Origin of the sequence: [Actinomadura] parvosata subsp. kistnae, from assembly GCF_900323885.1 — a bacterium.
Lineage (GTDB): Bacteria > Actinomycetota > Actinomycetes > Streptosporangiales > Streptosporangiaceae > Nonomuraea > Nonomuraea composti.
In genome coordinates, this window is sequence record NZ_OOHJ01000018.1 from 3,763,926 (window position 1) to 3,785,273 (window position 21,348).

General features: G+C 73.1%; 18 protein-coding genes. 8 read left to right on the forward strand and 10 right to left on the reverse strand.

Features of this window, described 5'->3' with window-relative positions:
- Positions 1-54: 54 nt before the first annotated feature.
- The 6 genes from KIS93_RS38010 to KIS93_RS38035 all read right to left on the reverse strand — a co-directional run bounded on the left by KIS93_RS38010 (position 55) and on the right by KIS93_RS38035 (position 7,541).
- On the reverse strand, positions 55-1,968 hold the full coding sequence (locus KIS93_RS38010) for a hypothetical protein (protein WP_186404631.1): 1,914 nt from the start codon (positions 1,966-1,968) through the stop codon (positions 55-57).
- Positions 1,969-2,405: 437 nt separating this feature from the next.
- On the reverse strand, positions 2,406-4,061 hold the full coding sequence (locus tag KIS93_RS38015) for an acyl-CoA reductase (RefSeq protein ID WP_222107718.1): 1,656 nt from the start codon (positions 4,059-4,061) through the stop codon (positions 2,406-2,408).
- Positions 4,061-5,080, reverse strand: a complete 1,020-nt coding sequence (locus KIS93_RS38020; RefSeq protein WP_080043130.1) for a LuxE/PaaK family acyltransferase — start codon at positions 5,078-5,080, stop codon at positions 4,061-4,063. The genes KIS93_RS38015 and KIS93_RS38020 overlap by 1 nt, the downstream gene beginning before the upstream one ends.
- 163 nt (positions 5,081-5,243) lie before the next feature.
- Positions 5,244-6,551 (reverse strand): AMP-binding protein, encoded by a 1,308-nt coding sequence (locus KIS93_RS38025; RefSeq protein ID WP_080047272.1) that lies wholly within the window; start codon positions 6,549-6,551, stop codon positions 5,244-5,246.
- Positions 6,551-7,318: an SDR family NAD(P)-dependent oxidoreductase gene (locus tag KIS93_RS38030; protein ID WP_080043128.1), complete on the reverse strand. Its 768-nt coding sequence runs from the start codon at positions 7,316-7,318 to the stop codon at positions 6,551-6,553. The genes KIS93_RS38025 and KIS93_RS38030 overlap by 1 nt, the downstream gene beginning before the upstream one ends.
- Positions 7,293-7,541, reverse strand: coding sequence for an acyl carrier protein (locus KIS93_RS38035; protein WP_080047271.1), 249 nt, complete (start codon positions 7,539-7,541; stop codon positions 7,293-7,295). The genes KIS93_RS38030 and KIS93_RS38035 overlap by 26 nt, the downstream gene beginning before the upstream one ends.
- A gap of 161 nt (positions 7,542-7,702) precedes the next feature.
- Here KIS93_RS38035 and KIS93_RS38040 point away from each other — a divergent pair, with 161 nt between their 5' ends.
- From KIS93_RS38040 to KIS93_RS38050, 3 genes are read left to right on the forward strand one after another with little or no spacing between them, the layout of a single operon-like run.
- On the forward strand, positions 7,703-8,539 hold the full coding sequence (locus KIS93_RS38040) for a hypothetical protein (RefSeq protein WP_230465611.1): 837 nt from the start codon (positions 7,703-7,705) through the stop codon (positions 8,537-8,539).
- Positions 8,536-10,251: a class I SAM-dependent methyltransferase gene (locus tag KIS93_RS38045; RefSeq protein WP_080043127.1), complete on the forward strand. Its 1,716-nt coding sequence runs from the start codon at positions 8,536-8,538 to the stop codon at positions 10,249-10,251. Before KIS93_RS38040 ends, KIS93_RS38045 begins: the two co-directional genes overlap by 4 nt.
- 33 nt (positions 10,252-10,284) lie before the next feature.
- Positions 10,285-12,171 carry a glycosyltransferase family 2 protein gene (locus tag KIS93_RS38050; RefSeq protein WP_186404632.1) on the forward strand — a complete coding sequence of 629 codons (1,887 nt, stop codon included), beginning with the start codon at positions 10,285-10,287 and terminating at the stop codon, positions 12,169-12,171.
- A 126-nt stretch (positions 12,172-12,297) separates the two neighbouring features.
- Here KIS93_RS38050 and KIS93_RS38055 read toward each other — a convergent pair whose 3' ends face one another.
- Both KIS93_RS38055 and pseB read right to left on the reverse strand, forming a co-directional pair.
- Complete coding sequence (locus tag KIS93_RS38055; protein WP_080043123.1) at positions 12,298-13,422, reverse strand: DegT/DnrJ/EryC1/StrS family aminotransferase; 1,125 nt, start codon at positions 13,420-13,422, stop codon at positions 12,298-12,300.
- Positions 13,422-14,399 (reverse strand): UDP-N-acetylglucosamine 4,6-dehydratase (inverting), encoded by a 978-nt coding sequence (gene pseB, locus KIS93_RS38060; protein WP_080043122.1) that lies wholly within the window; start codon positions 14,397-14,399, stop codon positions 13,422-13,424. Before pseB ends, KIS93_RS38055 begins: the two co-directional genes overlap by 1 nt.
- A gap of 103 nt (positions 14,400-14,502) precedes the next feature.
- Between pseB and KIS93_RS38065 the strand changes: the two genes are divergently transcribed.
- Entirely contained in the window at positions 14,503-15,231 is a 729-nt protein-coding gene (locus tag KIS93_RS38065; RefSeq protein ID WP_080043120.1) for a cytidylyltransferase domain-containing protein, read from the forward strand.
- Positions 15,228-16,211: a PseG/SpsG family protein gene (locus KIS93_RS38070; RefSeq protein ID WP_080043118.1), complete on the forward strand. Its 984-nt coding sequence runs from the start codon at positions 15,228-15,230 to the stop codon at positions 16,209-16,211. The genes KIS93_RS38065 and KIS93_RS38070 overlap by 4 nt, the downstream gene beginning before the upstream one ends.
- 1 nt (position 16,212) lies before the next feature.
- On the opposite strand, the gene pseI is transcribed toward KIS93_RS38070, so the two are convergent.
- Both pseI and KIS93_RS38080 read right to left on the reverse strand, forming a co-directional pair.
- Positions 16,213-17,256, reverse strand: a complete 1,044-nt coding sequence (gene pseI, locus KIS93_RS38075; RefSeq protein ID WP_080043116.1) for a pseudaminic acid synthase — start codon at positions 17,254-17,256, stop codon at positions 16,213-16,215.
- Positions 17,253-17,744 (reverse strand): GNAT family N-acetyltransferase, encoded by a 492-nt coding sequence (locus KIS93_RS38080; RefSeq protein WP_080043115.1) that lies wholly within the window; start codon positions 17,742-17,744, stop codon positions 17,253-17,255. The genes pseI and KIS93_RS38080 overlap by 4 nt, the downstream gene beginning before the upstream one ends.
- A 158-nt stretch (positions 17,745-17,902) precedes the next feature.
- Here KIS93_RS38080 and KIS93_RS38085 point away from each other — a divergent pair, with 158 nt between their 5' ends.
- Genes KIS93_RS38085 through KIS93_RS38095 form a run of 3 tightly spaced genes read left to right on the forward strand, consistent with a single transcriptional unit; the run spans position 17,903 to position 21,346 of the window.
- The gene (locus tag KIS93_RS38085; protein WP_080043114.1) at positions 17,903-19,348 is read left to right on the forward strand and encodes a glycosyltransferase family 2 protein; all 1,446 of its coding nucleotides are present in this window, start codon (positions 17,903-17,905) and stop codon (positions 19,346-19,348) included.
- Positions 19,349-19,396: 48 nt separating this feature from the next.
- Positions 19,397-20,287, forward strand: a complete 891-nt coding sequence (locus tag KIS93_RS38090; protein WP_230465610.1) for a CDP-alcohol phosphatidyltransferase family protein — start codon at positions 19,397-19,399, stop codon at positions 20,285-20,287.
- 21 nt (positions 20,288-20,308) lie between these two features.
- Entirely contained in the window at positions 20,309-21,346 is a 1,038-nt protein-coding gene (locus KIS93_RS38095; RefSeq protein ID WP_080043112.1) for a sulfotransferase family protein, read from the forward strand.
- The last annotated feature ends 2 nt before the right edge of the window (positions 21,347-21,348 follow it).

Below are 21,348 nucleotides of genomic sequence, written 5' to 3' on the forward strand. Positions count from 1 at the left end.
TCCAGCGGGGCGCGTGCGGCTTTTTACGCTCCATTCCGGGAAGCGGAAGGATCTTTACCTTTCCGGGAGCTCGTAGACGGAAGAGGTGCCGTTCTGAAACCTCAATCGCGCATATTTCCCCAGCTCCGGATTTATGCCGGTAAAAAGCCATTTAACGCCATATTTCTGGGCGAGCGTGCGGACGTTCGCCGCCGTCGGCGCCCGGAACACCGCGTCGTTCGCCGCCAGCCGCCCCGGATCCGCGAACGGCACCGCCAGGTACGACCGGACGAACGGCCGCGCCCGCGACAGCGTGCTCTCCGCGTACGCCCAGCCCTCCACCAGCACCCGCCGCTCGCTGAACCCGGACACCCAGAAGTGCCGGCTGTCGCACACCTGCCAAAAGTCGTGGCGGCAGTGCAGATCCGTGGCCACCACGTCATCGGGCGAGGAATGCCCGCGCAGCCACCGCCCCGCCTCCAGCGCCCCCTCGGGTATCAGCCGCTCCCGCCACTGCGCCGACGGCAGGACGTGCCCGGCCACGTCCCGTACGGACGTGGGCAGCGCGAACCCGGCCAGGACCGCCACGACCGGCACGGCCCCCCGCCGGCGCGCCCCCGCGACCACCACCAGAGCTCCCGCCCCGAGCACCAGGTACGGCGCCACCACCCGCTCCAGCGCCCCGCCGAGGAAGCCCACATGCGCCACCACCAGCGCGGCCACCGCCCCCGTCCCGGCCAGTTTCGCCACCCGAGCCCACGAAGCCCTCGCCGCCGACAGGACACCGCACACGGCGGCCACCGACAGGTAGGGCCGGGCCGCCTCCAGGAAGTAGAGCTGCGACTCGGCCGGATGCCCGAACACCAGAGTCGCCCCGATGCCCGCCGCCCCGATCCCCAGCAACAGCAGCACGGCGGGCTCCAGCGCCCGCCGCCCCAGCCCCACGACCCCGCCCCAGACGCAGGCCAGGCAGAACAGGTGGACCCCGGTCAGCACCACCAGCGGCGCCGGTGACACCGACGCCAGCTCCGGCATCCCCACGTCCGCCACGGCCCCCCACACCGTCCGCGCGGTCGCGAGAGGCGAGACGCTCATGCCCTGCGCCCCCCGCCCGAACAGCACGAGCTGGGCGAACAGCAGGCACGCCAGCGTCAGCCCCGCCACCCCCAGCCACCGGCCGGGCACCCGCCGCTCCACCACCCACCGCACGGCGATCACCACGAGCAGCCCGGCCAGCAACAACGGCAGGTAGGTGGCCTTCGCCCCGGTGAGCGCCACCAGCAACACGCCCGGCCCCACCCATATCCGCCCCCCGCTGGTCAGCAGCAGAACCAGGGGTGCGAACAGCAGCGCCCCGAACGTCTGCGTCGGGCTCGTCCAGACCGTGAACATGGAACGCGAGCTGAACACCACCTCATCCACCAGCTCCGGGCTGAACAGGAAGTACGTCACCCCCGCGGCGGCGGCCCCCGCCGCCCAGCTCCCGCCCAGCCGCCTGCCGACCGCCGCCACCAGCACCACCATGGCCGCCGCCATCGGCAGCATGGCCAGCCGGTAGACCAGCGTCACCGGCTCGATCCCGGTCACCCAGCTCGTCGCGGCCAGATCGGCGTAGACGAACCAGTGGTAGGCCAGCGGCTCACCCAGCACCGCCGGCATGGCCGGCGGCACGTGCTGCTTGACCTCACCGACCAGGGCCAGGTGGTACGGCAGATCCACGTACCCGGCCTCGACCGGCACCCGGAACTGGAACAGCGCGCTCCACACGACGAGGAACGCCACGATCCCGGCCAGCACCCAGGCACACCACACCGGCACCCGCTCGCCGCCCGCTTCCCGCCGCCAGTGCCGCCGCAGCTCCGGCACGCACACGAACGCCCCGATGACCACGACCGGCGGCACCACGACCAGCAACGGCATCCCCACGGCCCGCGCCGGGATGTAGGCGAGCACCTCGACCGCGTACCCGAGCGCCAGCCCCCCCGCCACCTCCTCGGCCGCCGCCCACCCCCGCCCGGCCCGGCCTCCCGCACCGCAGTCCGCCCTCGCCCGGCCCCGGCCTCCCGCACGGCAGTCCGCCCTCGCCCGGCAGTCCGCCCTCGCCCGGCCAGCGCGCGCCACAACAACGTGCCAGGCAGCGCCACCCCGCCCAGCACGTAGGCGGTGAAGGCGCACAGGTCGCGGGCGGAGACCCCACACCACAGGAAGGCGGCCACGGCCCCGGCGCACACGAGCGCCACCGGCACCCAGGCCCCCGCCCTGGCGACACGCGCGGCCAGGCCCCCTGCCCCGCCGACACCCGCGACCAGGCTCTCCGCCCCGCCGGCACCCGCGGCCAAGCCCCCGCCCCGCCGGCACCCGCGACCAGGCTCTCCACCCCGCCGACACCCGCGGACGGGCGAGCGGCCCCCGGGGTACCGCCGGCGTCATCTGATCACGGTCACCAGGCGCGTGAACTCGGCCGGCAGATCCACCCCGTCCCACACCCGGTGAAAGCTCAACGCGCTGCCCACCGGCACCATGCGATCGACCCCGCGCCCCGCCAGCTCCCTGGCCAGCTCCTCCAACTCGGCCCGCCCGAACCCGAAGTGCGTCATCGTCTGATCCCGCCGCTCCACCAGCGGCACCAGCTCGCCCAGCGCTCCCAGCCTGGCGTGCGCGAACGTCCCGGCCCCCAACCACCGCCGCGGCGCCGCCGCCGCGGCCGACAGGCGCACGCAGGCCAGCGCGTTCCCGTGGAACTCCACGCTCTCCGCCAGCCCGTCGGCGGCCAGCCCGTACGTGGAGACGCGCTTCTCCACGGCCATCGCCGTGTCCACCCCCCACCCGCGCACCGTCACCACCCGCGAGACGTGGCCGGTGAAGTCGGCCCGCGCCGCCTCGCAGTCGCCCTCGGCCCCCACCCAGAACACGGTGCGAGGCGAGGAGCAGGCGGCCTGGTCGAACCAGTAGGTGTCGTTGACGAACCCCTCGGCGACCGTCACCCGCGCCGCCCGCGGCGCGCACAACCACGCCGCCGCCCGGATCACCGCGAACGAGGACCGGTCGGGAAAGGTCAGGTCGCGGGCGTGCGGGGCGAGCGGGTGCCGCCTGATCTCGCGTACGGTGCCGTCGCCGCCCCACACCACCCGCAGGTCGCAGGCGGCCGACAGCGCGGCGGTGACGGCGTCGGAACGGGCGTAGGAGATGATGCGTTGCGTGGCGGCGATCGCGGGATCGGCGTCGGCCAGCGCCTCGTGCAGCGTCTCCAGGATGGTCTCGGCGACCGAGCCCGAGCGCCGCGACAGGCGCACGACGTTGCGGTTGCCCATCAGGGCCGACAGGGCCCAGGAGTAGACGAAGACGGTGTCCACGTTCGCGGGCGGAACGTGGAAGATCAGGCCGCGCGGCACGCGCACGTGCTCGCCTTCGAGCGCCTCGACTGTGCGGGCCAGCTCGCTCGGCCGCAGGAAGAAGCCGAGCGAGCCCAGCTCGGGATGCCGGCGCGCGAGCACCGGCCGCAACAGCCGCCGCCCGAACGCGGCAAGGAACTCCCTGACCCGCTCGTCCCCCACCTGAAGACCACCAGGAAGGGCCGTGCCCAGCTCCCCGAGCACCCTTTCGACCGGCATCGTCCCCCAAGCGGGAAACCGCACCTGCACGACCGCCCCCTCGGGCCCACCGTCAGGGCGCCCCGCCCCCAGGGCGGACGCCTCCAGGACGGACGCGTCCAGGGCGGACGCTTCGCGGGCGGACGTCTCGCGGGCGGACGTCTCGCGGGCGCCGGCCAGGGGCCTCGCCTCCGCGGCGGACACCTCTTGCCTGCCGGCGGGAATCCCGGCCTCGACGCCGGAGGCCGCACGCGCGGCGGGCCCGGCCTCGTCAGCGGACGCTTTCCACCCACCGACTACGGGCAGCTTGGCCTGGATGGTGGGCGTTTCGTGCACGTTGGCGGGAAGCTTGGCCTCGACGGTGGACGGCGTTTCGTGCGTGTCGGCGGGAAGCTTGGCCTCGACGGTGGACGGCGTGTCGTGCACGTCGGCGGGGAGCCTGGCCTCCACGGTGGACGGCGTGTCGTGCGCGTCGGCGTGGTCGGCCGGCATCAGCTCTGCCCCATCGTGTCGCTGCAGCCGCGCGCTTCGGCCCGGGGCAGCCGGCCGAGGACTTCGAACCGCTTGCCCGGCCAGCTCCCGTCGTCGACCCCTCGCACCACGCCGAGGTCTTCGGTCAGCAGCACGTGGCCGGGGTAGGACGTGGGCAGCGTGCTGACCACCTCGATGAGCCCCGGCACCCCGGTCGGCGCCTCCTGCCAGGTCTCGGGGTCGCGGATGACGACATCGGCGAAGTCGGGGCAGTAGAGCCCGTCGCCGTCGGGGCCTTCGAGGAACACGGTGCCGATCTGCTCGACCATGCCGTAGAAGTTGTGCACCCTGCGCAGCCCGCACTCGTCGGCCAGCCGCCGCCGGAACTCGGCGTTGCCGACCGCCTGCTCGGCCAGCCGTTTCCAGCCGCCGGAGTGGATCAGCACCGCCTGTGACAGGTCGGCGCCGAGGCCGCGCAGGTGCAGCCAGACCATGAACGTGAACCCGAAGACCAGGAACGGCTCGCCGCCGTGGCGCGCCAGGAACGCCTTGACCGCCTCGGCGTCCACGCACCCCTGCTCGTCGAGGACGAACGTGTGGTCTCGGCCGAACGTCATCATGCCGAGCACGCCGGCGCCGCGCGCGCTGAGCGTGGGGTCGCGGACGACCGCGCGGGTGTCGACGATCAGCATCGGCAGCCGCCGCTCGCCGAGCACGGCCCTGATCGTGGCGGCCAGCATGCGGGTCTGCGCCGCCGCGGCCTCGCGGTCGAGGTGGATACGGCTCGGCCGCTGCCCGGTGGTGCCGCTGGAGGTGAGCACCCTGAAGACCTGCTCCTCCGGTACGCTGCGCAGCTCGTGCGTCTTGAACAGCCGCACGGGCAGCCACGGCAGGTCGGCCAGTCGCTCGTAGGGCGGCGCCGCGCCGATGGCGTCGAGGATGCTCCGGTACGGCGGGCACGCGGCGCGGTGCCGCTCGGTCAGCGCGGTCAGCTCCGGCACCAGCACGGCCTCCCGCTCCGGCGCGCTCAAGGTGAACACCGGCGCTCCCTCCCACTCACGCACGTCACCGGGCGACCGCGACCCCTCCGGCTCGCGCACGTCACCGGGTGACCGCGCCCGCCCCGGCTCACGCACGTCACCGGGCGATCGCGACCACCCGCGCTCACCCACGTCACCGCGCACGGCGGCCGGGGCCGGTCGTTCATGTCAGGGACTCCAGCGTGCGGTAGTCGATCTTGCCCGTGGCCAGCAGCGGCAGGTGGTCGATGTGCCGGACGTCGAACCCGCTCCAGTGCAGCCGCAGCTCGGCCCCCAGCCGCCGGGCCATGCGCACCTGGGCGGCGGGGTCGAGCGCTTCTGTCCAGACGGTCACGCGGTCGTCGCCGCTGGTGACGGCCACGGGGCCGAGGCCGCGCAGCATGCGTTCGACGTCGTCGAGGTTGACCCGGGTGCCGAAGACCTTCGCGATGCGCTTGAGCCGCCCGGTGATCTGCAGGAACCCGTCGGGGTCGAGCGTGCCGAGGTCGCCGGTGCGCAGCACGCCGCCGAGGTCGTCGCCCCTGGCGAGGTCTTCGGCGCTCTCCGCGTAGCCCATCATGACGTTGGGCCCGCGGTAGACCACCTCGCCGTCGTCGATCTCGAAGGACCCTCCGGGCACGGCGACGCCGACCGTGCCGAGCTTGTCGGCCAGCCGGTCGGGCGGCAGGACGGCCATGCGGGCCGTGGCCTCGGTCTGCCCGTACATCACGTAGAAGCGCTCCACCTGGCCGGCGAACTCCTGGACGAGCTCGGGCGCGAGCCGCCCGCCCGCCTGGGTGAGCGTGGTGAGCCTCGGGTACTTCGAGCGGTCGAAGCGGATGCGGCGCATCATCGAGTACTGGTAGGGGACGGCGGCCAGCGACGTGCAGTCGTAGGTGTGCAGGTCGGCCCAGAAGGACCGCTCCAGCAGCCCGGCCTCGGTGAGCACCACGGTGCCGCCGGAGATGAGGTGGCTGTTGAGCACCGACAGGCCGTAGCTGTAGTGCAGCGGCAGGCTGGTGGGCGCGATCTCGCCGGGGCCGATCGACAGGGCGGTGGCGATGGCCTGGGCGTTGGACAGCACGGCCTGGCGCGACAGGCGGACGAGCTTGGGGTCGCCGGTCGAGCCCGAGGTGGCCAGCAGCAGCCCGAGGTCGGGGTGCGGGTCGGGCACGTCGGCGCGCGACGGCGGCGGGTCGTCGAGCGGGTTGGTGAACCCGAGCAGCGCGGCCGGCCTGAACCGCTCGGACAGCTCGGCCAGCGTGGCGGCCGGCAGGTCGGGGTCGAGCAGCGCGATGGGCCGCCCGGCGTGCCAGGCGCCGAGGTAGCAGAACACGGAGGCCAGGGTGTTGCGCATGGCGCAGAACAGCGGCCCGGGCCGCAGCCCGTCGAGGTTTTCCGCGGCGCGCTTGATGTAGTGGGCGAGCTGGTCGCCGCCGATGCCCTCCTCCGCGCCGGAGGGGATGAGCCGGGCCCGCGGGTGGGGGAACATCACCACACCAGCCCGCCGTCCACGCCGAGCACCTGCCCGGTCACGAACCGGGCCTGCGGCGACAGCAGGAACGCCACGGCCTCGGCGACGTCGGCGGGCTCGCCGAGCCGGCCGAGCGGGGTCGCGGCGACGACGGCCGCGCGGGCGTCGTCGTCGAGGGTGCCGAGCAGGTCGGTACGGATGTAGCCGGGCGCCACGGCATTGACCCTGACCCCGGCCGGCCCGAGCTCCTTGGCGGCGGCCAGGGTGAGCCCGATGACCGCGGCCTTGGTCGCGGAGTAGACCGCCTGCCCGGGCCCGCCGGAGCGGCCCATGACCGAGGCCGTCAGCACCACGGCCGGAGACCGGCCCCGGCGCAGCAGCCCGAGCGCGGCCTGCAGCGTGTGGGCGGCGCCGACGGCGTTGACCTGGAAGAGGTGGTCGATGGTGGCCGAGCCGGTCATGCCGAGCAGGGCGGCCTCGTGCACGCCCGCGTTGACGACCAGCGCGTCGAGCCGCCCGTGCCGCTGGTGGACGCGCCGCATCACGGCACTGACCTGCGCCGGGTCGCCCACGTCGCCGGCGACCGGGTCGATCGTGCCGCCGGTCTCGGCGGCGAGCTCGGCGGCCGCCTTCGAGGCCCGCTCGTCGTCGCGCCCGTGCACCACGACCATGTGGCCGCGGCTCGCCAGCGTGGCCGCGACGGCCCGGCCGATGCCCCTGGTCGAGCCGGTGACCAGCGCCACGCGGGCCGTCGGCGGGTCAGAGGGCGGCCGCGCCGATGCCATGCTTCTCCAGCAGCTCGGCCGCCTTGGCGAACGAGCTCATGTCGATCATCTCGTCGGTGTCGATCATGACGGAGAACTCGTCCTCCATCGCCGCGATCAGCGCCATGTGCGCAAGGGAGTCCCACTGCGGGATGGCGCGGTATTCGAGGCCGTCGACGTCGGTGTCGGGCGGAAGGTTGAGCGCCATGCGGAAGACGGCCCGCAGGCGATCGAGATGACTCATGATCACTCACTCTCTGTCCTCAAGCCATGACGAAGTGTAGCGGCAATCGCCCGCCAGGAAAAACCAAGCCCCCGGCCTGAGTAATGGAACCGTATAACGAGGCGTGACCCCCGAGGAGGGCTGGGAATGTCGCATGGGACCACGGCAACCGTACGGGGGGAATGATGGACGAATCCAATCACTGGTACGGGCACTCCCGCATACTCGGCACGTACTGTGGCCTGTCGGACGAGGCGCCAAAACGAATCCAAGGTTTCCTCCAGCACGGATGGAACTATCTCCACGGATTCCCCCCCAACGACCACTGGTGCAGCCCCGGATACCCCCGTTTCGTCTGGTCGGACGTGCTGCGGCGCAGAGGCTGGTCGATGGGGCGCAGGGGCCACTACCTGATCGGCGCCCCCTGGATCTACCTCCTTTACCTGGAGCCCGAGTTGGGCGTGCAGCCCGATCGTGAGGGTACGATCTGGTATCCCTTCCACGGCTGGGAAAAGCATTCCGTCAGCGGGGACCATGCCCGGCTTGCCGATGAGATCCGTGATGTCGAGATTGGTCCGGTTACGATCTGCCTTTATTGGCTTGAATATGCAAATCCGGACATTCGGCGTTCGTACGAATCGCGCGGTTTCCGGGTTATTTGCCATGGCGAGCGCGGATCCCGCTGGGAGGGGAAGGGCCGCGACTTCCTGCGCAAGCAGCTCGTCGAGCTGCGGCGCCACCGCAGGGTGGCCTCCAACCGGCTCGGCAGCGCGCTGTTCTACGGCGCCTCGGTCGGCTGCGAGGTGGCCGTCTACGGCGACCCGATGCAGTTCGAGGACGAACGCCCCGAGTACGGCGGCACCGCCCGCCGCATGCGGCTCTGGCCCGAGCTGCACGGCACGCACGTCGATCGCGAGCTGGCGGCCGAGGTGGCGCGGCGCGAGCTGGGGTTCGAGTATCAGGCGACACCGGAGGAGCTACGGCGAATGTTCGGATGGAAGCGGGTGCGCACCGCATGAAGGGCCCCACGAGCGACGAGGCACCCGGCAACGTCCGGCTGATCGGCGGGGAGATGCTGCTGTGGTCGGACCTGGGCACCATCGGCGGCGTCACCGAGTGGCGCGGCGCCGCGCTGGAGCTGATCAGGCGCACGATCCCCGGCCGCGGGCGGGTGCTCCTGGTCGGGCCGCACCCCCGGGCCCTGGTGGACGACGTGGTCGCGCGCGCCCCCTCGGCCGCCGTGCTGCTGCGCTCCTACCCTGACGCCTGCGCGCTGGGGGCGCGGCATCCGGAGCTGGAGGTGTTCTGCGGGCGGCTGGAGGTGCTGGACGCGGACGAGCCGTACGACCTGGTGCTGGCCATGGACGGCCTGCTGCGCACCCACTCGGCCGAGGCGCCGGCCGCCGCGTGGAACGAGTCGCTGGGCGCGCTGGCCGCGCTCGTCGCGCCCGGCGGCACGCTGGTCCTCGGCGTCCGCAACGACCTGGGCGTGGACCGCTTCATCGAGGCGAGGCCCGCCGACCGGGAGTGCGCCGACGACCAGTGGGCGCCGCACGGCTTCGACCCGAGCTACCCCAGCGGCCCCGAGGCGCTGGATCTGGGGCTGGAGTCGGCGGGGCTGAGCCTGCGGCGCTGCTACGCGGCCTATCCCGACCGGCGGGCGCCGCGGTCGCTGCTGTCGAGGGAGGCGCTGGCGTTCGACCTGCCGGAGGCGCTGACGTTCCCGCTGAGCGCCAGGGACGGCGACCGGATGCTGGTGGCCGACCCGCTGCGGCTGACCCGCCTGGTGTTCCGGCACCGGCTCGGCGAGGAACTGGCCCCGCTGTGGCTGGCCGTGGCCACGAAAGCACCCCTGCCCGCCGACCGGCCGCACCCCGCCGACGAAGCACGGCCCGCCGACCAGCTCCAACCCGCCGACCAGCCCCAGCCCGCCGACCAGCCCCAGCCCGCCGATCGGCCGCGCGCGGTGGAGCTGCCGCTGGGGCTCATCGAGGAGGGCCCGGCCCTGTACGAGCTCACCCCCGGCGGCATGAGGCGCCTGCCCGGCGGCGAGGAGCGCCCGATTCCGGCGGGCCGGGTGGTCGAGGAGATCCTGGTCGAGGCGTGCGCCCGCGAGGACGTCCGAACCGTCCGCGAGCTGCTGGCCGGGCTGGCGGAGTGGATCGAGGCGGGCGGCGACGTGTCGGCGGCGACCGACAGCCTCGTCTACGACGGCGAGCGGTTCGCCGCGGTCAACCCGCCGGTGGGCCTGGCCGTCATGCCGGGGCCGAAGGTGGTGCTGTGCCGGATCCTGTGGCGGTTCGCGGTGCGGCTGCTGGCGGCGGGGCACCACCACCCGTGGCCGTGGCCGCTGGAGGCCGACCAGCTCACGCTCACCCTGTGCGGCATGGCGGGGCGGCCGTGCGAGCCGGGCGACCTCGACCGGGCCCGCAAGCTCGACGCCGAGCTGGGCCAGCCGGCCGAGCTGACCGAGCACGCCCCGACGTACCGTGACCTGCTGGCCGCCCGCGACCGGCTGGCCGACCAGCTGACCGCCGCCCTGGCCAGGATCTCCCGTCTGGAGACCAAGCTCTCCTACCGCGAGCGCGAGCTGGTGCGCGCGAAGGCCAAGCTGCGCCGGACCCAGCGCAAGGCCACCGCCTACCGCCGGACGCTCGGCTACCGGCTCTCCCGCCGCCTGGCCCGCCCCCGCAAGGTCGCCCGCCGCGTCTTCCGCATGCTGTCCGGGTGAGGAAATGAGCTGAGGAAACGATGAGGAGTGCTTGTGCCGGTTCTTTCGGTGATCGTCCCGTTCCACAACGTCGAGAAGTACATCGGTCCGTGCCTTGACTCCATCGCCGAGCAGACGCTGGCGGAGCTGGAGGTGATCTGCGTGGACGACGGCAGCGCCGACCAGGGCGCGGCCGTCGTCGAGTCGAGGCTGGGCGACGACCCGCGGATCACCCTCATCAGGCAGGACAACCATGGGGTGGGCCACGCCCGCAACGTCGGGGTGCGGCACGCGCGCGGCGAGTACCTGGCCTTCGTCGACGGTGACGACACCGTCCCGCGCGACGCGTTCAAACGCCTGGTGTCCTCCCTGGAGGACACGGGCTCCGACCTGGCCTGCGGGAACGTCATGCGCCTCTACCGCAACCTGCTCGTGCCGTCGTGGGCGCACCGCGAGGCGTTCGCCAGGCCGGCCCGGCGCACCCACATCACCCGCCACCCGCTGCTGATCCGCGACCGCATGTTGTGGAACAAGGTCTACCGCCGCTCCTTCTGGGACGCCCAGGGCCTGAGCTTCCCCGAGCGCATGTACGAGGACCAGCCCGTGGCCATGGCCGCGCACATCGGCGCCCGCGCCGTGGACGTGCTGGCCAGGGTCGTCTACCACTGGCGGCACCGCGACGAGCCGGACGCCTCGATCACCCAGCGCCGCCTGGAGCCGGGCAACCTGCGCGACCGCCTGCTGTCCGTGCTCCAGACGGCCGGGCTGCTGGCCGCCGGCGCGCCGAAGCTCAAGCCCGACTTTGACCGCGACACGCTCGACATCGACATGGCCGTGGCCGTGGAGGCGCTGGCCGCGATGGGCGGCCGCGCCGACCCGGAGCTCGTGGACCTGGCCGTGCGCTACCTCGACGGCGTGTCCCGCGAGGCCTGGCGGAGCCTGCCGTTCGAGCAGCGGCTGCTGGTCCACCTGCTGCACGAGCGCCGCCTCGACGAGCTGGCCGCCGTCTTCGCCCAGGCCGGCGACGGGCGGCTGCGGCCCAGGATCGGCTCGGCCGGGCTGCTGCGCAAGCGCTGGTACGGCCGGCACCCGTCGATGCCGGGGCACCTGTCGGAGGTCTCCGGCGAGCTGGCGCTGCTGACCAGGCTCGTCAGCCTCGACTGGCGCGACGGCGTGCTGCACGGCTCGGGGCGGGTGGCCGTGGGCCGCTTCGACGTGGGCGAGCTGCGCCGGATGCGGGTGCGTACGTGGATGCAGGAGCGGGGCACCGGCGACGTCGTGCCGCTGTCGGACGAGGAGAGCGTGCCCGTCTGGGAGAGCGTCGAGCAGGAGGACGGAGGGCGGCTGCCGGAGCACGCGTTCCCGTTCAGGTTCGCCTTCGACCCCGGCACGCTGACGCGGGCGCAGCTCGCCCGGCACGGGCACTGGGACCTGAAGGTGCAGCTCAAGGGGCAGGGCCTGCGGCTGGACGGCCGGGTGGCGGGGCCGCGCTGGCTGCCGCCGCTGATGCCGGTGCCGCGCAGGAAGTCGGGCGTGTGGCTGGTGCCGGCGCGCACCGCGAAGGGCGCCTGGGGCGTACGGCTGCGCACGGCGGAAGCGGTCATCGGCGAGTACCGCGTGGACGGCGGCGATCTGGTCTTCTCCGGCGAGATGGCCGACGTCGGCGACGGCGAGCCGGTGGTGCGGCTGCAACGCAGGAGCGACGGCGAGGAGATGTACTTCCCCGTGGCGCTGGCGGGGCAGGACTTCCAGGCGCGGGTGCCGCTGGCCGACATCGACGAGCGAGTGGGGCACGAGTCGTGGTGGGAGGTGGTGATCGACCAGGGCACCGCGCTGCGTCCGCTGGTGCGCACGCGGCAGCGGGCGGTCGCGACGGTGGACGAGCGGCGCTTCCTCATCGACCGCGGCGAGGATGGCTGCCTGCTGCTGGCCGAGCGCTGACCGCCCGAGGGCCACGGCCGCCTGCGACCCGCCGAGCGCCGACCGCCCGAGGACGACGGCCGCCCGCGACCGGCCGAGCGCTGACCGCCCGAGGACGACGGCCGCCCGCGACCCGCCGAGCGCCGGCTACCCGAGGATCTTCGTCAGCGTCTCCACGACGTGGTCCTGCTGGTCGTCGGTCAGGCCGGGGAACAGCGGCAGCGACAGCTCCTCGGCGTAGTACGCCTCCGCGCGCGGGCACAGGCCGCGCCGGTAGCCGAGGTCGGCGAAGGCGGGGTGCCAGTACGCGGGCACGTAGTTGACCTGCACGCCGATGCCGGCGGCCCGCATGCGCTCGTACACCTCGCGCCGCCGCCCGTCGCCGACCCTGACGGGGTAAAGGTGCCAGCTCGGCCGCACGTACGCGCGCTGGGCCGGCAGCGTCAGCCCCGGCACGTCGCGCAGCAGGCGGTGGTAGCGGGCGACCAGCTCGGCCCGGCGCGCGCGGAAGCGCTCCAGCCGGCGCAGCTGGCTGACGCCGAGCGCGCACAGCACGTCGGGCAGCCGGTAGTTGAGGCCGAACGCGTGCACCTCCTGGTGCCAGCCGCCCTCGCCGGGGTCGCGCTGCTCGGCCGGCTCTCTGACCAGGCCGTGGTTCCTGAACAGGGCGGCCCGCCGCAGCAGCGCGGGGTCGGCCGCGGCCACGGCGCCGCCCTCGGCCGTCGTCACGGTCTTGGTGGGGAAGAAGGAGAACGTGGTCAGGTCGGCCAGCGCGCCCACCGGCCGGCCCTTGTACGCCGACCCGATGGAGTGCGCGGCGTCGGCCACGAGCAGCGCCCCGGCCTCGTCGGCGACCTGCCGCAGCTCGTCGTAGTCGGCGGGGTGGCCGGCGTAGTCGACCGCCGTGATCACCTTCGTGCCGGGGGTGACCAGCGCGGCGGCGGCCTCGGGGTCGAGGTTGCCGGTGTCGGGCTGCACGTCGGCGAAGCGCACGCGGGCGCCCAGGAGGGCGGCCGTGGCGGCCGTGGCCACGAACGTCAGCGGCGAGGTGACCACCTCGTCGCCCGCCCCGACCCCGGCGGCGACGTAGGCGACGTGCAGCGCGGCGGTGCCCGACGTGACCGCCACGCAGGGCACGCCGCCCGTCCAGCGGGCCAGCTCGGCCTCGAAGGCGCCGACCGCGGGCCCGGTGGTCAGCCAGTCGCCGCGCAGCACCTCGGCGACCGCCTCGATGTCGGACTCGGTGATCGACTGGCGGCCGTAGGGCAGCATCAGCCGGCCACCATGTCGCGCAGGTCGTCGACCGACAGCCACTGCTCGTTGGTGTCGGAGCGGTAGGAGAAGCCCTCGGGCAGCAGCTCGCCGGACTGCGGCGGCTTGTAACCCCAGGTGGCGATCGTGGGCTGGACGACGAACCGGTCTTCGAGACGGAGGGTCCTGCGGCCGTCGTCGGGGCCGATCATCTCCTCGTGCAGCTTCTCGCCGGGCCGCACGCCGATCTCGTAGATCGAGCTGCTGGGGGCCAGTGCCTCGGCCAGGTCGGTGATGCGCATGCTGGGGATGCGCGGCACGTACAGCTCGCCGCCCTGCATGAGGTCGAAGGAGTCGACCACGAACCTGACGGCCTGCTCCAGCGTGATCCAGAACCTGGTCATGCGCTTGTCGGTGATCGGCAGGCTGCTGCCCTGCTGCGCCAGCCGCTGGAACAGCGGGATGACCGAGCCCCTGCTGCCGACGACGTTGCCGTAGCGGACGACGGAGAAGCGGGTCTCGTGGGCGGCGGCGTAGTGGTTGGCCGAGACGAAGAGCTTGTCGGCGACCAGCTTGGTGGCGCCGTAGAGGTTGATCGGGCTGGAGGCCTTGTCGGTGGACAGCGCGACGACCTTGCGGACGCCGCAGTCGATGGCGGCCTCCACGACGTTCTGGGAGCCGGCCACGTTGGTGCGGACGTACTCGAACGGGTTGTACTCGGCGGTGTCGACCTGCTTGAGCGCGGCGGCGTGGACGACGTAGTCGATGCCGTGCATGGCGCGGGTGAGCCGGTCGCGGTCGCGGATGTCGCCGATGAACCAGCGCAGCCGCTCGTCGTCGCCGAAGAGCTGCCGGGTCTCGTACTGCTTGAGCTCGTCGCGGGAGAAGACCACCAGGCGCCGGACCGCGAGCGAGTCGAGCGCGTGACGGATGAACGCCTTGCCGAAGGACCCCGTGCCTCCGGTGATCAGAATCGACGATCCACTGAGAATGCTCACGTGGCCCCCTGAAATCGCGCTAACGCGCTGTCGTCGTCGTGGCTCGCGGTAGCATAGCGCGATCGACCAATCACGCGCTGTCACACGGGGGAATGGGGCTTCGGTGCGTATTGTCGGAATTGTTCAGGCCCGTATGGGATCAACACGTCTACCCGGAAAGGTACTGAGAGAGCTGGGCGGCCGTTCCGTGCTCGGCTGGGTGGTCCGCGCCGCGCGCGAGGCGGGTGCCCTCGACGACCTCGTCGTCGCCACCACGACCGAGCCGGCCGACGACGCCGTCGTCGCCGAGTGCCACCGGCTGGGCGTGGCCTGCCACCGGGGGCCCGTCGACGACGTGCTCACCCGGTTCGCGCAGGTGCTGGAGGGGCGGCGGTGGGACGCCGTGATGCGGTTCACCGCCGACTGCCCGCTGCTCGACCCGGAGGTCATCAGGGAGGCGGCGCTGGTCTTCCGCGCCGTGCCGGGGCTCGACTACCTGAGCACCAGCCTGGCGCGCACGCTGCCGCGCGGGGTGGACGTGGAGCTCGCGAGCCGGGCCGCGTTCGCCCGCGCCGACGCCGAGGCCACCGGCTTCCACCGCACGCACGTCACGTCCTACCTCTACGAGCATCCCGGCGACGCCCGGCTGCTCGGCCTCGCCTACCGTCCCGCCGCCGACGACCTGCGCGTCACCCTCGACACCGAGGACGACTGGCGGCTGCTCAGCGCCGTGGTGGCCGAGCTGGGCGACCGGTGCGTGCCGGTCAGGAAGCTGGTGAGCTGGCTGCGCGAGCGGCCCGAGGTGCGCGGGCTCAACGCCCACGTACGGCAGAAGGCCCTGCAGGACGCGTGAGCGGCCCGGCGCACCCCGCGCGGGTGGGCTTCCGCTGCGACGCCGGGGTGAAGAGCGGGGTCGGCCATCTCGTGCGCTGCGTGGCGCTGGCCGAAGAGCTGTGCGCGCGGGGCGTCGGGGTGGTCTTCCTCGGCGAGGTCTGCGGGTCCGCCTGGGCGCGGGCCCAGCTCACCGAGCGGGGGCTGCCGCTGGTGCCCGCGCCGCGCGAGCCCGCCCGGCTGGCCGCGCTGGCCTGCGAGCTGCGCCTCGACGCCGTGGTGCTCGACTCCTACGACCTGCCCGCCGAGACCGGCGCGGTGCTGCGGGACGCCCGCTTCGCCGTGCTGGCCCTCATGGACGGCGACCCGCTGGGCCAGGAGGCCGACCTCTACCTCGACCAGAACCTCGGCGCCGAGCGGCGGCCCTTCCCGCTGCCGGCCCGCCGGCTGGCCGGGGCCCGGTACGCGTTGCTGCGCGACAGCGTGCGCGGCCGCACCCGGGCGGCACCCGGAAACGGGGCGCCCCCGAACGTGCTGTGCTTCTTCGGCGGCACGGACAGCGGCGGCGTCGCCCCGGCGTGGGCGCGGGCGCTCAACGCGACGGGCAGGCCCTTTCGCGGCACGGTCGTCAGCCCGTCGCCGTTCGAGGCGGGCGGGCCGATCACGGTGATCCCGCCGACCGACCGGCTGCCCGAGCTGATGGCGGCGGCCGACCTGGTGGTGACGGCGGCCGGGTCGGCCATCTGGGAGCTGCTGCACCTTGGCGTGCCCACGGCGCTGACGTGGGTGGCCGACAACCAGCGCATCGGCTACGACGAGCTGGTGGGGCGGGGCGCGGCGGCGGGGCTGGGCCGGGTGCCTTCGGAGCCGGCGGCGACCGGCACGCTGGCCCGCCTGCTCGCCGACCCCGCCGCCCGCGAGGAGCTGGGGCGGCGGGGGAGCGGCCTGGTGGACGGCCGGGGCCGCGAGCGCGTCGCCGACGCCCTCCTCGCACTCTGTTAGATCAGATGAGGTCCCAGCTCAGCGGGGTGCCGAAGGGCACGTCCCGGGTGAACCGGCGGCCCATCACCTGCCCGGCCGCGTCGGGGGGCAGGCCGCCCGCGGGCCGGATCGAGCGCACGTTCTCGGGGGTGACGGGCTCGCCCGCCCTGACGTCCCGCACCACGTACAGGGACCGGCGGAACCGCAGCCCCTCCCGCTCGGAGGGGCGCGGCCCGATCGCCACTTCGCCCAGCGACTGCCAGGCCCGCTCGCTCTCCACCACCAGCGCCGCCAGCTCGGCCGGTTCCAGCGAGAAGGCCGCGTCCACGCCGCCGTCGTCGCGCGACAGCGTGACGTGCTTCTCGATCAGGCAGGCGCCCAGCGCGACCGCCGCCAGCGCGGCGCCGATCCCCGGCGTGTGGTCGGACAGCCCCACGACCTCGCCCGTGACCGCGGCCAGCAGCGGCAGCGCGCGCAGGTTGCTCTCGGAGGGCGCGGCCGGATAGGACGCCGTGCACGACAGCACGGCGAGCTGCGTGCACCCGGCCTCGCGCGCCGCCGACACCGCGGCCTCGATCTCGGCGACGGTGGCCATGCCGGTGGAGATGATCAGCGGCTTGCCCGTGCCGGCGGCCAGCCGGATCAGCGGCAGGTCCACGATCTCCGAAGAGGCGATCTTGTACGCCGGCGCGCCCAGCTTCTCCAGCAGTTCGACCGCCGTGGGGTCGAACGGCGCCGAGAACGCCGCCAGCCCCAGCTCCCGCGCCCGCTCGAAGATCGGCTCGTGCCACTCCCACGGCGTGTGGGCCCGCTCGAACAGCCGGTAAAGGCTCTCCCCGCCCCACAGCTCGTGCCCGTCGCCCACCCGGAACGGCGGCGCGTCGCAGTCGATGGTCAGCGTGTCGGGCGTGTACGTCTGCAGCTTCACCGCGTGCGCCCCGGCGACGGCCACCGCGTCGACGATGTCGAGCGCCCGCCGCAGGCTGCCGTTGTGGTTGCCGGACAGCTCGGCCACGACGTACGGCGGCTGCCCCGGCCCGATCGCCCGTCCTCCGATGGAGATCATCGGCCTTCCTTCCTGATCTCGAAGGTCACGGCCTCGCGCGGCACGCCGTCGACGACCTGCCGGCGCCTGCCCACTTCCGCGAACCCGAAGCGCCTGTGCAGCCGCATCACCGGCTCGTTGCCGTCGAGCACCTCGCCGCGCAGCCTGCTCAGCCCGAGCGGGCCGAAGGCGTGCCCGACGGCCGCCCGCTCCAGCCCGATCCAGGCCGGCAGCAGGGCCCCCTGCCGCTCCAGCGTGTCGAGGTCGAGGTAGTAGCCCCAGGTGGCGCTCTCCGGTGTCAGGTCGGAGTAGGTCACCACCCCCGTCGCGACGCCGTGGTGGTCGTAGATCAGCACGCGCCTGCTCGGGTCGGTGCGGACGGCCGCCCACCAGCGCAGGTGCTCGTCCTCGGTGATCTCGTGGGTGGTGAAGCTGGCGGCGCGCACGCGCGGATGGTTGCGCCAGCGGCGCATGGCGGCCAGATCATCGCCCCGGACGTCTCTGAGCACCGTGTCCCCCTGACTCTTCGTGCTCGATCTCTTGCACAAGGTAGCGGATTACGCGTCCGGTAAAGAGCTCATCAGGGACGGCCATCGGAGCGGGAATCCGATCGGCGCTCACGGCATGCTGCCCTCGACCCGGTACCGAACCAAGGAGCGATCCCGGCATGATCCCCCTGCTCAGCGTCATCGTCCCGATCTACAACGTGGAGCCGTACCTGGCCGAGTGCCTCAAATCCCTGGCCGCGCAGACCCTGGAGGACATCGAGGTGATCCTCGTGGACGACGGCTCCGTGGACGGCAGCCGGCGCGTCGCCGAGGACTTCGCGGCGGCGGACGACCGCTTCGTGCTGGTCGGCCAGCGCAACCTGGGGCCGGGGCCGGCTCGTAACCAGGGGCTGCGGCGGGCGCGGGGCACGTACCTGGCCTTCGCGGACGGGGACGACGTGGTGCCGCCCGAGGCGTACGAGGTGCTGGTGGGCAGCCTCTCGGAGACCGGCTCCGACCTGGCGTGCGGCGCGGTGCGGCGGCTCGTGGACGGCGGGCTGGAGGAGTCCGTCCTGCACGAGAAGGTGTTCAGGCGCCCGCAGCTGTGCACGCACATCACCGACAAGCAGGTGCTGGTCAGGGACCGCACCGTGTGGAACAAGGTCTACCGGCGCGAGTTCTGGGAGCGGGCGGGGCTGGCGTTCCCGTCGGGCATCTACGAGGACGTGCCGGTCGCCATGCAGGCGCACGTGCTGGCGACCAGCGTGGACATGGTGGGCGACGTCGTCTACCACTGGCGCAAGCGCGACGAGGAGGGGGAGACCTCGATCACGCAGCGCCGCTCCGAGCTGCCGAACCTGAGCGAGCGGCTGGCAGCGATCCGCTCGGTGCGCGCCTTCCTCGACGAGCGGGCGCCGGAGCTGCTGGACGGCTTCGACGCGCTGGTGCTGGAGAAGGACACGGTGTTCCTGTTCCAGGCGCTGGAGCACTGCGAGGGGGATCCGGGGCCGCTGCTGGAGCTGGGGCACGCCTGGCTGGCCGCGCTGGGCCCGCACGTGCTCGACAGCGCGCCGTCGCTGCGCCGCCTGGAGCTGCACCTGCTGCGGCGCGGGCTGGTCGCGGAGCTGCGTACGGTGCGCGAGTTCCGGCGCGGTCGCGAGGACGTCACCCGCGTGCGCCCGCGCGGGCTGCGCACCACCAACTGGTACGGCGACTACCCCTTCTTCCGCGACCGCCGCCTGCGCATCCCGGACGAGGTGTTCGACGCCCGCGAGGAGCTCAAGCTGGTCGCCAGGCTCGAGTCGTGCGAGTGGACCGGGGCCGGCTACCGGCTGCGCGTGTACGTGGGGATCCACCGCGTCGAGCGCAAGGTGCCGAAGGTCGCCCTGTGGCTCAGCGACGGTCAGCGGCGCATCCCGCTGGAGGTCCGGCGGCGCGGCCGGTACGGCGTGGTGGCCGCGGTGGACCCGGACCGGCTCGAAGGCGGCGGCCCGTGGCGGCTCCAGGTGCGGGCCGAGATGCGCGGCCTGGTGCTGAAGGGCTGGTGCCGGGACGACGCGAGCGGCGGCGTGTGGCGGTTGTCCGTGCCGGGTTGGTCAAGAAGCGGCATGGACATCCCCCAGTAGTTCCAGACAGTAATCGTCCCGGCGCGCCGCGTGGTCATGCTGGGAGGCATGAGGACCTATTCGCTGGATGACGTCTACGAGACACGCAAGCGGAGAGACTCTTGGTGGACCGTGTATTTCGTGGACCCGGTCGCCTGCCGGGTCGCACTGCCCGTCGCCAACCGCACCCGGATGACACCCAACGGACTCACGGTGCTCTCGCTGGTCCTCGGCATGGTGTCGGCCGCCTGTTTCGCATCGAACCAGCTCATAGCGGGCGCGGCCTTCTTCTATCTGAGCTTCATGATCGACTGCGTGGACGGCAAAATCGCCCGCCTCAAGGGCACGGGGACGCCCTTCGGCCTCTGGCTGGACTACGTGGGCGACCGGATCAGGGTGGTCCTGTGCGCCGGGGGGCTGGCGTACGGGCAGTACGCGCTGACCGGCGACGTGCGCTACGTGGTGCTCGGCGCGGCGGTGGCGGTCCTGGACCTGTTCCGGTACGTCAACGCGCCGCAGATGAAGCGCGTGCGCGACGCCATCAGGGAGGAGCGCCAGGAACGCGATCCCCTGTCGGAGCCGGACACCCTCACGGACGCGGACGCCCTCACGGACCCGGATCCGGACCCGCTGCCCGCACAAGAGTCCGCGCAGGAGCCCGAGCGCGCGCCGCTGGGGCGGGCGGGCCGGCCGCGCGGCCTCCTGCGGCTCTTCCGGCGGCTCAACCGGTTCCTGGCCCGCCATCGCGTCCGATCGCACCTGGTGAGCGGCATCGAGTTTCACGCGGCGGTGTTCGTGATCGCGCCCCTTGCGGGGGCATGGGCGCTGATCCCGCTCGCCGCGCTGTCGGGGCTCCTGCTGCTCGCCAACGAGGTCTTCCTTGTCTACCGGATGTGGCTCTTCGCGCGCAGGCACGGCGCGGGCTCGCCTCAGGAGAGCCGAGAGCACGTTCTCGTCTAGTTTTTCGGGGGTTAGTACGACATGTCCGACCGGCCAGTCTTCGTCATCGGATGTCCGCGGTCCGGCACCACGATGCTCCAGCTCATGCTCCACTCGCACCCCCGCATGGCGGTGCCACCGGAGACGCGCTTCCTCGTTCCCGCTTATTACCGCCGCCGCACGTGGGGCGACCTGCGGGTCGCCCAGCGGCGCCGCGCCCTCGCGGAGTGGATCGCGACCGACCGCAGCACCAAGTTCCGCGAGCTCAAGATCGACAAGAACGAGTTCGTCCGGCAGGCGGTCGAGGGCCCCGGCTCGCTCGGCTCGGTCATCGGCACGGCGTTCCGCATGTACGCCGACCGCTTCGACAAGGCCCGCTGGGGCGACAAGCGGCCCAGCTACGTCAAGCAGGTGGACCTGCTGCTGCGGCTCTTCCCCGACGCCCAGTTCATCCACCTCATCAGGGACGGCCGCGACTGCGTCGCCTCGCTGAAGGAGATGCCCTGGTACACCCTCGACTCCTTCCACGCCGTCTCCACCTGGGCCGAGGCCATCGACGCGGGCGGCCGGCTCAAGCGCACGCTCGCCTCCGACACCTACTACGAGCTGCGTTACGAGGACCTCACCGACGACCCGATGACCGAGCTGAAGAAGCTCTGCCACTTCCTCGACGAGGACTTCTCGCCGTCGATGATCTCGCCCCGCGAGGCCGCCAGCGTCGCGGTGCCGCAGCACAAGGTCTGGCACAGCAACACCCACCGCGAGGTCACCCGCAGCCGCGTCGGGAGCTGGTCGAACCGGCTCGACGACTGGGAGATCGCCCTGTGCGAGCACATGCTGGGGGACCGGCTGGAGTCCATGGGGTACGAGCTGAGCGGGGCGCCGAAGCCGGCCAAGGAGCACGTGGTGGCCTGCCAGAAGACGATGCAGAAGCGCAAGGCGTCCCGGATGCGCAAGAGCATGCGTGACCGCTTCAACCGGCTGAGGGAGCCCAGCCCCGTCGCCGCCCTCCTCACCACCCGGCAGCGGTCGCTGGCGGGGGTGCCGCAGCAGCGCAAGGAGCTGACCGAGCCGGTCTGACC

What these genes read in the sequence shown, in the direction of transcription:
- KIS93_RS38015 (WP_222107718.1), bottom strand. Translation starts at nt 4,061, where the DNA reads ATGCCGGCCGACCACGCCGACGCGCACGACACGCCGTCCACCGTGGAG.
- KIS93_RS38025 (WP_080047272.1), bottom strand. Translation starts at nt 6,551, where the DNA reads ATGTTCCCCCACCCGCGGGCCCGGCTCATCCCCTCCGGCGCGGAGGAG.
- KIS93_RS38030 (WP_080043128.1), bottom strand. Translation starts at nt 7,318, where the DNA reads ATGGCATCGGCGCGGCCGCCCTCTGACCCGCCGACGGCCCGCGTGGCG.
- KIS93_RS38035 (WP_080047271.1), bottom strand. Translation starts at nt 7,541, where the DNA reads ATGAGTCATCTCGATCGCCTGCGGGCCGTCTTCCGCATGGCGCTCAAC.
- KIS93_RS38040 (WP_230465611.1), top strand. Translation starts at nt 7,703, where the DNA reads ATGATGGACGAATCCAATCACTGGTACGGGCACTCCCGCATACTCGGC.
- KIS93_RS38045 (WP_080043127.1), top strand. Translation starts at nt 8,536, where the DNA reads ATGAAGGGCCCCACGAGCGACGAGGCACCCGGCAACGTCCGGCTGATC.
- KIS93_RS38055 (WP_080043123.1), bottom strand. Translation starts at nt 13,422, where the DNA reads ATGCTGCCCTACGGCCGCCAGTCGATCACCGAGTCCGACATCGAGGCG.
- pseI (WP_080043116.1), bottom strand. Translation starts at nt 17,256, where the DNA reads ATGATCTCCATCGGAGGACGGGCGATCGGGCCGGGGCAGCCGCCGTAC.
- KIS93_RS38085 (WP_080043114.1), top strand. Translation starts at nt 17,903, where the DNA reads ATGATCCCCCTGCTCAGCGTCATCGTCCCGATCTACAACGTGGAGCCG.
- KIS93_RS38090 (WP_230465610.1), top strand. Translation starts at nt 19,397, where the DNA reads ATGAGGACCTATTCGCTGGATGACGTCTACGAGACACGCAAGCGGAGA.
- KIS93_RS38095 (WP_080043112.1), top strand. Translation starts at nt 20,309, where the DNA reads ATGTCCGACCGGCCAGTCTTCGTCATCGGATGTCCGCGGTCCGGCACC.